This is a genomic window from Victivallis sp. (assembly GCF_048170485.1).
Lineage (GTDB): Bacteria > Verrucomicrobiota > Lentisphaeria > Victivallales > Victivallaceae > Victivallis.
The window spans coordinates 1-8579 of the sequence record NZ_DBEXAY010000298.1; the positions used below are offsets into that span (position 1 = coordinate 1).

Genomic DNA, 8579 nt, shown 5'->3' on the forward strand with positions numbered 1-8579 from the left:
TAAAAACCGCAAGCGGAAAAATCGATTTTTTCAAAGAAGGAACTGGATTCAGTCGCGTGTGGCGCGGAGATTCCGGAGAATGGAGCGGGCGTGAACGAGCGCCGAGTCGCCGCCGCCGAGCATGCGGGCGATCTCCGCGGCGCGCTCGCGGTCGTTGAGAAGCCGGCTTTCCGAGAAGGTTCGGTCACCTTCGGTATGTTTGACCACACAGTAGTGGCGGTCGGCGCGGGCGGCCACCTGAGCGAGGTGGGAGATGCAGAGGATCTGGCGGTGCCGGCCGAGGTTGTGGAGCTCTTCGCCCACCCGGTTGGCGGTCTCGCCGCCGATGTTGACGTCGATCTCGTCGAAGACCACCACCGGAATGGAGTCGGCGTCGGCGAGGACGGTTTTCAGTGCGAGCATCAGGCGGGAGAGTTCCCCGCTGCTGGCGATTTTGCGCAGCGGCTGGAGCGCTTCCCCCGCATTGGCGGAGAACATGAGTTCAATCCGGTCCATGCCGGTGGGGCCGGGTTCCACCGTTGTGAACTCCACCTCAAGGCGGCTTTTGCCGAAGCCGATGGCGCCGAGCTTGGCGCGGACCTCGTCGGCGAATCTGGCGGCGCACTCATGGCGCTGTTCCGAGAGGCGGCGGGCGGCGTCGGCAAGTTCCGCGGTCAACTCTTTGCGGCGCGCGTCGAACTCTTCGCGCCGTTCGCGGGTGCGGGCGTAGTTGGCCAGCCGTTCCGCCGCTTCGGCGCGGGCGTCGAGCACCTGAGTGAGCGACGGCCCGTAGCGGCGTTTCAGCGTAAAGAGTTCGCCGAGGCGGGTTTCGATGGCCGCGAGCGCCTCCGCGTCGAGATCGACTTTGTCGGCGAGTGCGCTGACCGATTCGGAGAGGCTGTTCACCTCGTCCCGGATGGCGTCGCATTCGGTGAGCAGTTCTCCGGTGAGCGTTTCATCGATGCGGGCGAGTTCCTGCAGACTGCGGTAGACGTCGCCGAGGCGGTCGGCGAGGGAGTCCTCCCCGTCGGTCAGCACTTCGGTGAGCCGTCCGGCGGTCTCGATCACCTGCCGGGAGTTGGAGGCGAGCTTGTGTTTGGCGGAAAGCTCTTCATCCTCGCCGGGGAGGGGATTGACCCGGTCGATCTCTTCGGCGAGCAGTTCGAGCCGGGAGAGCTCCGTCTCATCCGGAATGGAGCGGTCGAATTCGCGCCGCTCCTCGTCGAGCCGGTCGAGCGCGGCGACAAGTTCCGCACAGCGGTTCCGGAGTTCACCGTTGCCGGCATAGTGGTCGAGCAGTTCGAGCTGGCGGGCCGGCACGGTGAGCGAAAGCTGTTCATTTGCGCCGTGCAGATCGACCAGCTGGCCGCCGATTTCAGCCAGCAGCCGTGCGCCGACCGGAGTGTCGTTGATGAAGTTCCGCACGGTGGAGGCGGTGATGACCCGCCGGATCTGAAGCTCGGCCGTCTCGCGGTCGAACGGAATCCCCGCTTCATCGAGCAGAGTCCCCACCGTTTCAACCAGATGCGGCGGAACGGTGAAACTGCCGGAAACCGTACAGCGGTCGGCGCCGGTGCGGAGAACGCCGCGGGAGGCGCGGCCGCCGAGTAGCAGTTCGACCGAACCCATCAGAATGGATTTACCCGCACCGGATTCGCCGGTGACGACGTTGAAGCCCGGACCGAATTCGAGCTCCGCCGATTCGATCAGGGCGTAATTTGTGATTTTCAAGTAGGTGAGCATACCGTAAAAAATAGCACGCCGGGATGAATTTTCAAGGTGGCGCAGGGAATTTTGCCCGAAGCGGAGATCAGGAGTTCCGGATCTCTTCCAGATGGAGTGCTCCCTGCCGCAGAATGCGCGGCTCCGTCCCGGAGGCGTCCACCACCGTCGAGGCGAGGGCACCGTCGGCGATCGGCCCGCCGTCGATGGCCAGCGCCACGTCACCCGCGAGGCCGGCGAGTGCGGCGGAGAGGTCGCGCGCATCCGGTTCCCCGGAACGGTTCGCGCTGGTCTGCGCCAGCGGACAATCGGCCAGCTTCAGGAGCTCTGCGAGCAGGGGGTGATCCGGCACCCGGAATCCCACGGTCTCTCCGCCGGTGAGCGGGGCGATGATGGTGATCGGCCCGGGGCAGTAGCGTTTCGCAAGTTTCTCCGGGAGCCCGTCGAGCCGGACGCCGTACTCCGGGAGTTTTCTCCAGTCGGCGATGAACCAGCCGAGCTTCTTTGCCGCGGCGCGCCCCTTGAGTTCGTAGATGCGGCGCACCGCCGTTTCGTCGTCGGCGCGGCAGACGAGGCCGTAGACCGTTTCGGTCGGCAGCAGCAGAACGGTTCCGGGTACGGCGAGAAGTTCGGCGGCGCGGCGGGCGGCCGCGCGGATGCCCGTCGCCGCAAGATCGACGACGGGACTCATTCTTCTTCCTCGTCACGCTGGTCGAGCATCCAGTGCGGAATGCGTTCTCCGAGGTAACTGCAGAGGAAGGCGACGATGCCGGCGGCGAATCCGTAGACCGCGCCGCAGGTCAGCGCCCGGTCGAACTCATCGCTGTTCATGAGTTCAGTAAAGGAGAGCCCGGTTCCGCAGGAGTTGACGAAGGTGTAGGCGATCCAGACGCCGGTGGAGACCGCCATCGTCGCCCAGGCGGCATTCTTGCTCGCTTTCGGCACGTAGAGCGCGGTGATGACCGGCAGGAAGACGACGACCAGCTGTGAGGCCCAGCTGTTGATCATCAGTTTGTAGATGCTCTCGACGTTGGTCGCCAGATAGAGCGCGATGATGGTCAGCAGCACCGTGGTGACGCGGGTGAACCAGAGCAGACGCTGATCGCTCAGCCGCGGCCAGATGGAGCCGATGACGTTGTTGCAGAGCAGCGAGGAACCGGCCAGGAGGGAGCTGTCCGCCGAGCTCATGATCGCCGAAATCAGCGCGGCGAGGAAGACGGTGAGAATCAGCGGATGCATGTTGCCGAGGATGATGATCGCCATCCGGGGCAGAACCTGGTTTTCGATGTCTCCGCCCATCGCTTCGGCGGTGACGCCGTGGGCGGCGAGCACGTAGCGCGCGGTGAATCCGATGGTGATCGGCACCAGGCCGATTGCGGCGTAGAAGAAGCCGGAGATCACCGCGCTGCTGGCGGCAATTTTCTCATTGCGGCTGGCGAGTGAGCGTTGGATCAGATCCTGACCGATGGTGCAGCCGAGCCCCATGATGATCCAGCTGCCGATGTAGTAGACCCAGTCGGTGGTGGTGGGGGCGGCGCCCGCCTGGGTGTGGATCCAGAGTGAGAGGTCGTCGGAGGAGAGCCGGGCAGCCACCGCGTCCCAGCCGCCCGCCTGACCGAGGGCGCCGGGTACGATCAGGAAGAGCCCGATGACGATGAGCGACACCTGTACAACGTCGGTGAGCGTCACCGCCCCCATGCCGCCGGCAAAGGTGTAGACCAGCACGACCACCGCGCCGATCAGTGTCCCGTGCAGGATGCTCATGCCGGTGAGCACGTGGAGGATGGTCCCCATGCCGAGCAGCTGGGCGCCGAGCCAGCCGATGTAGACCGGGATCATCCACAGCGAGGTGTAGACGCCCGCCCATTTGCCGTATTTGCGCTCGACGATGTCGGTGACGGTGAGGCACTTCAGCCGCCGGAGCATACCGACGATGAAGATGCCGGAGATGATGAGGCTGGCGGAGGCGCCGAACGGGTCGGCGAGTACGCCGCCGATACCCTCGGCGTAGACGGTGGCGGCGACGCCCATGCTGGAACCGGCACCGAACCAGGTGGCCAGCAGTGTCGCGGTGGACATCCACAACGGGAGCCGTCGGCCGGCGACGAGAAAGTCATTCATCCCCTTGACCCGTCGACTGGACCACATGCCGATGCCGATCAGTACGATCATATAGATCCCGATGCCGATCCACAGCGTGAGTTTGTCCCCGGCGGAGAGGCCGAAGGAACCGGCCGCCTGTTGAGCCTGAACTGCGGCTTCGCTAAGCTGATTTTCCATACGCGATTGCCTTATGCTGGAATGAAAAACTAAAATAACAAAGCAGGATTCAAGTCCCCGGATTTCTGTTCCATGCCGGTGGACTTTTCCCTGCACTGCCTGTACCGCGTTATAAACTATCGTTTTTTATCATGAATTCAACATTCGAATTGAAAAAAAACGGATTTTTTCCACTGTTTTTGCGCTTGAAAAAAAATCCGTCACGGATTATGATATCCAAATGGACCTGAAAAAAGAAATTCTCGTTGCCGTTCCTCACGGCATGTGTGCCGGTGTACGGCGGGCACTCCGGGCGGTGGAATCGGTGCTGCATCGGTGCGGCGCGCCGGTTTACGTGCTGCATGAAATTGTTCACAACGACTTTATTGTGAACAATCTGAAAAAACAGGGCGTCCGCTTTGCCGAAACGCTTTCGGAAGTGCCGGAAGGGGCGGTGCTGCTCTTCAGTGCCCACGGCGTCTCCGCCGCGGTGGAGCAGGAGGCGGAAAAACGGAAGCTCCGGATTGTCGACGCCACCTGTCCGCTGGTGAAACGGCTGCAGGTGGCGGCGGCCCGGTACAGCCGCCCCGGCGATCTGCTGATTCTGATCGGCCACCGCGGCCACCCGGAGGTGGAAGGGGTGCTCGGCCGGACCGGCGGCGGCCGGGTGCTGGTGGTGGAAAATGAAGCGGACATCGCCGCTCTGCCCGACTGCCCCGACGCACGCCGGATCAGCCGGCTCGCTCAGACAACGCTCAACTGCGAGAGCGTGGAGCGTTTGACCGAGGCATTGCGGCGACGCTATCCCGCGCTGGAGTGCGGCCCCGGAATCTGTTACGCCACCACCAACCGGCAGGCGGCGGTCCGGGAACTTGCCGCACACTGCGGCATGGTGCTGATCATCGGCTCGCGGCGCAGCTCCAATTCGAACCGGTTGCGGGAGATCGCAACATCCTGCGGCTGTCGCGCGTTTCTGATCGACGGGCCGGAGGCACTGCCGCCGGAAGTTGCCGGCTGGCAGGGGGCAATCGGCGTGAGTGCCGGAGCGAGCGCGCCGGAGGAGCTGGTCGAGCGGACTGTCGCCCGGCTCGCGGAGCTGGGGTTCGGGCCGGTCCGTCTGCTCGGAACGCCCGAGCAGAAACTGGAGTTTGCTCCGCCGGAGATTCCGGAGCCGGGAACGGTCTGAAATTCCGGCGGCGCGCAGTTGTTCAGCCGAGTGCGGCGATCTTTTTTCCCCACTCCCGGCACCGTTCGAGCGAATAGGGGGGCCGCCCGGTGAGGTAGTGGTTGGCGCCGGAGAGCGCGCCCGCCTCGAACCGGATCAGCAGCAGCCGCTGCTCGCCGTTGGGCAGGTCGAACCTGCCGGCGTCGGCGTTCGCGTTGGCCGGAACCTCGAAATCCCCCGCAAAGAGGATTTCCCCGGTATCGGCGTCGCTGACGGTGACGGAACCCTTCACCGGCGCGAGGGTGTCGTTGGTGACGATCACCCGATGGCCCCAATTGGCCCATTCGCCGAGGATGACCTGCAATGGCTTCTGCGAACGGCGGATGTAGTCGAACGCGAGTTTGCGGTTGAAGTAGTAGTCCACCACCGCGTCGGAGAACTGCGGCCAGCAGTCCATGACGTTCCACCAGAGGATGCCGGACTTTTCCCACTTGTGAGCGCGGACATTTTCCACGAAGAACTTCTTCGCCTCCGCCTGGACGATCTGGCTGGCCGCGACGAACTCTTCGAGCGTCTCCGGCTCGATGCCGAAGAATTCGCGGATCTGCCGGTACATGAGTTCGACCCGGTAGGCGTAGACCGGGGTCGTGCAGTGGGCGATCCATTCGGAGTTGTCGTGTCCGGGCCAGAGTTTTTCCGGCGAGAGGAATTTGCGGAGCGACTCCACCGCCGGAGCGCCGTGGTAGCCGGTCTCGCTGATGAACGCGGCCGGATTGGCGGCGTAGAAGGGGCTCTTGAAGTAGTCGCGCGGCCCCCAGACGTGCTGTTCGGGGGAGTGCAGATCGTCCTCTCCGCGCGCCTCGACGGCGGGGGAGATGTAGGGCGAGCTCGGCAAATAGGGGCGGGAGGGGTCGAGCCGGTGGAGCACTTGTGGGATGAGCTCCCGGGTGAGCCGGTTGTGGCTCGGTTTCCGCCCGTCGAAGGTGTGAGCGGCGAACTGATCGACCTCGTTGTCGCCCGCCCAGAGAACGAGCGCCGGGTGCTGACGCAGTTCGAGCACGACCTGTTCGACTTCGGTGCGGAACCGGCCCATGAACTTCTCGTCCATCGGGTAAAAGGCGCAGCCGGTCATGAAATCCTGCCAGATCATGATGCCGTGCCTGTCGCAGTAGTCGTAGAATTCCGGCGATTCGTAGACGCCGCCGCCCCAGACCCGGAGCATGTTGCAGCCGAGTTCGCGGAAGAGTTCGAGAATCGGAATCGTCCGTTCGCGGTCGCGGCTGTGGAGCGCGTCGGCCGGGACCCAGTTGGAGCCTTTGACCATGACCGGAATGTCGTTGACGCGGAAGCGGAATTTGAAATGTTCCGGCGTTTCGTCGTATTCCAGCTTGACGGAGCGGATGCCGATCGTGCGGTGCGCGGTGAAGAGCTCCTCGCCGCGATGGCTCACCCGGATGTCCACTTCATAGAGATTCTGTTCGCCGTACCCGGCCGGATACCAGAGTTTCGGATTCCGCACCGGTATGATGTCGAACCCCGAGGTGAACTTCGCCTTGCGCTGAAAGTGGAATTCCGACTCCCCGCAACGGCCGGTTACATCGAGGTCGAACTCATCCCAGTAGTTGAGAGAGGTGCGGAAACTCCAGGAGAAACAGAGCTGTTTTTCCTTCGCTCCGGGCTGATCCCGCAGGCAGAAGTAACAGCACTGCAGGGCGTGTTCCGGGCGTTCCTCCAGCCGCACGTCGCGCCAGAGGCCGCCGAGGATCATCCGGGGGGCGATATCCCAGCCGTAGCTGTGGGCGGGCTTGCGGATCCGGAGCGATTCGAAGTTCCACGCCTGCGCCTTGCTGTGGTGGTCGAGCGGAATGTTCTTCGCCGCGAGAACGGGCGAGGCAATCCGCACGGTCACGGTGTTGGTGCCGCCGCGTTGGAGCAGGTCGTCCACCGCGAACCGGTGGCGGAGAAAGGCGTTGTCGGCCTTGCCAGCCGGTTTGCCGTTGACCAGAATTTCGGCGAGGCAGTCGATGCCTTCGAAGACCAGATCGGCCTGCGCCGGGAAGTCGGCGGGGAGCTCGAACGAGCGTTCGTACTCCCAGTTGTTGAATTCAAACGGACGCAGAAGATCGACGTTTTCGCCGAAGAAGGGGTCCGGAATGATGCCGTTCCGGTGAAGGTCGAGTTCGATGTTTCCGGGCACTTCGGCCGGAATCGCCGGCACGTCGACTGCGCCGGTTCCGCTGAGGAGCCACCGGCCGTTGAGAAGGAGCTGTTTCATGGGCATAGGACCTTTCCTGTTGATGAATCCGGTTCGATGAGTGTGCCGTTGAAGAGCGTTTTCCCCGCCTTCCAGCGGGCGCCGAGTTTTCGCTGACGCTCCAAGGCGTCGAGTGCCGCCGCCGCCATCGCCGCCATCGGCTGGCGGATGCTGACGATGCCGCTTGCCGCCGCTTCGCCGGTGCCGTCGATGCTGCAGCAGTCGAGTTCCGGCGCCGCCGTCTTGAGGGGGAGGGCGATCTCGTCGTTGGCACAGAAGAGCGCGGTTTCGCCGTCGAGATTCCGGACCGCTTCCCGGGCCTGTTCCGGCGAAATCCGGCGGGGGAGCAGTGTCTCTGCAAAATCGATTCCGTGCTGTCGGCACAGTTCCCGGCAGCGGTCGCGTCGCTGGTCGAGGGCGTCCACCGCGAGTCCCGCCCGGTTGGCGAAGAGAATCCGCCGCGGCTTCTTCCGGGCGAGGGTGTAGCAAAAGAGCTGTTCCACCGCATTGCGGTTGTCCAGCCCGACGAAATCCGCGAAGGGCCCGGGCTCGACCCGGTCGAAAAAGACCAGATTGACGCCGAGCACCCGCAGTTTTTCGAAGAGGGAGAAATCGAGCCGCCGGTCGAGCCCCCAGACGATCAGATTGCACACCCCTTTGGAGAAGAGCCGGACCGCGCTCCCGGCCTGGAGGGCGCTTTGCGGCTCCTGGGCGGCGAGAACCGCGAGAATGCCGCGCTCGTTCATCAGCCGGGTGAGCGTATCGATGAATTCGACCGCGAAGGTTTCGCGGAGCGTCGCCAGAATGCCGACGCTCTCAATGGGAGCGGTGTTGCCGGAAAAGCAGCTGCTGATCCGGGTGCCGTGCGCCGGACTGCGGGTGATGATGCCGGCCGTTTCGAGCCGGGCGAAGGCGCGCCGGACGGTGATCCGGCTGCAGCCGGAGAGCCGGGCGAAATCCCGTTCCGCCGGCAGCCGGTCTCCCGGCATGTATTCGCCGGACAGCAGGCCGTTGACGACCCGCATCCGGACCTGTTCGGTCAAATCTCCGGAACTGATGGCACACCTCCCGTTTTTCGTGGTTCTATAAGATAATACCACGTGGAAAAAATGCAAATCAACTTTTGCACCCGGCGTTGACGGGAAAAGACGAAGATTGCCGGAAAAAATCGGCGGAAAAAGTTGCATTACCGAAGATTTG

Annotated in this window: 6 protein-coding genes; 1 reads left to right on the forward strand and 5 read right to left on the reverse strand. The window is 63.7% G+C overall.

Annotated features, from left to right (window positions below):
- Positions 1 to 48: 48 nt before the first annotated feature.
- The 3 genes from recN to ACMLHG_RS15465 form a co-directional block, all read right to left on the reverse strand.
- A complete protein-coding gene (recN, locus tag ACMLHG_RS15455; protein ID WP_417171073.1) occupies positions 49 to 1710 on the reverse strand; it encodes a DNA repair protein RecN in 1662 nt (553 codons plus the stop codon).
- A gap of 79 nt (positions 1711 to 1789) precedes the next feature.
- Positions 1790 to 2392 (reverse strand): L-threonylcarbamoyladenylate synthase, encoded by a 603-nt coding sequence (locus tag ACMLHG_RS15460; RefSeq protein WP_417171074.1) that lies wholly within the window; start codon positions 2390 to 2392, stop codon positions 1790 to 1792.
- The gene (locus tag ACMLHG_RS15465; protein ID WP_417171075.1) at positions 2389 to 3981 is read right to left on the reverse strand and encodes a sodium:solute symporter family protein; all 1593 of its coding nucleotides are present in this window, start codon (positions 3979 to 3981) and stop codon (positions 2389 to 2391) included. Before ACMLHG_RS15465 ends, ACMLHG_RS15460 begins: the two co-directional genes overlap by 4 nt.
- A gap of 220 nt (positions 3982 to 4201) precedes the next feature.
- Between ACMLHG_RS15465 and ispH the strand changes: the two genes are divergently transcribed.
- Entirely contained in the window at positions 4202 to 5146 is a 945-nt protein-coding gene (gene ispH / locus ACMLHG_RS15470; RefSeq protein ID WP_295806702.1) for a 4-hydroxy-3-methylbut-2-enyl diphosphate reductase, read from the forward strand.
- 22 nt (positions 5147 to 5168) lie between these two features.
- Here the strand turns inward: ispH and ACMLHG_RS15475 are convergent, their stop codons facing one another.
- Both ACMLHG_RS15475 and ACMLHG_RS15480 read right to left on the reverse strand, forming a co-directional pair.
- Complete coding sequence (locus ACMLHG_RS15475; RefSeq protein WP_417171076.1) at positions 5169 to 7400, reverse strand: glycoside hydrolase family 2 protein; 2232 nt, start codon at positions 7398 to 7400, stop codon at positions 5169 to 5171.
- Positions 7397 to 8422 (reverse strand): GntR family transcriptional regulator, encoded by a 1026-nt coding sequence (locus tag ACMLHG_RS15480; RefSeq protein WP_417171077.1) that lies wholly within the window; start codon positions 8420 to 8422, stop codon positions 7397 to 7399. Before ACMLHG_RS15480 ends, ACMLHG_RS15475 begins: the two co-directional genes overlap by 4 nt.
- Positions 8423 to 8579 lie beyond the last annotated feature (157 nt).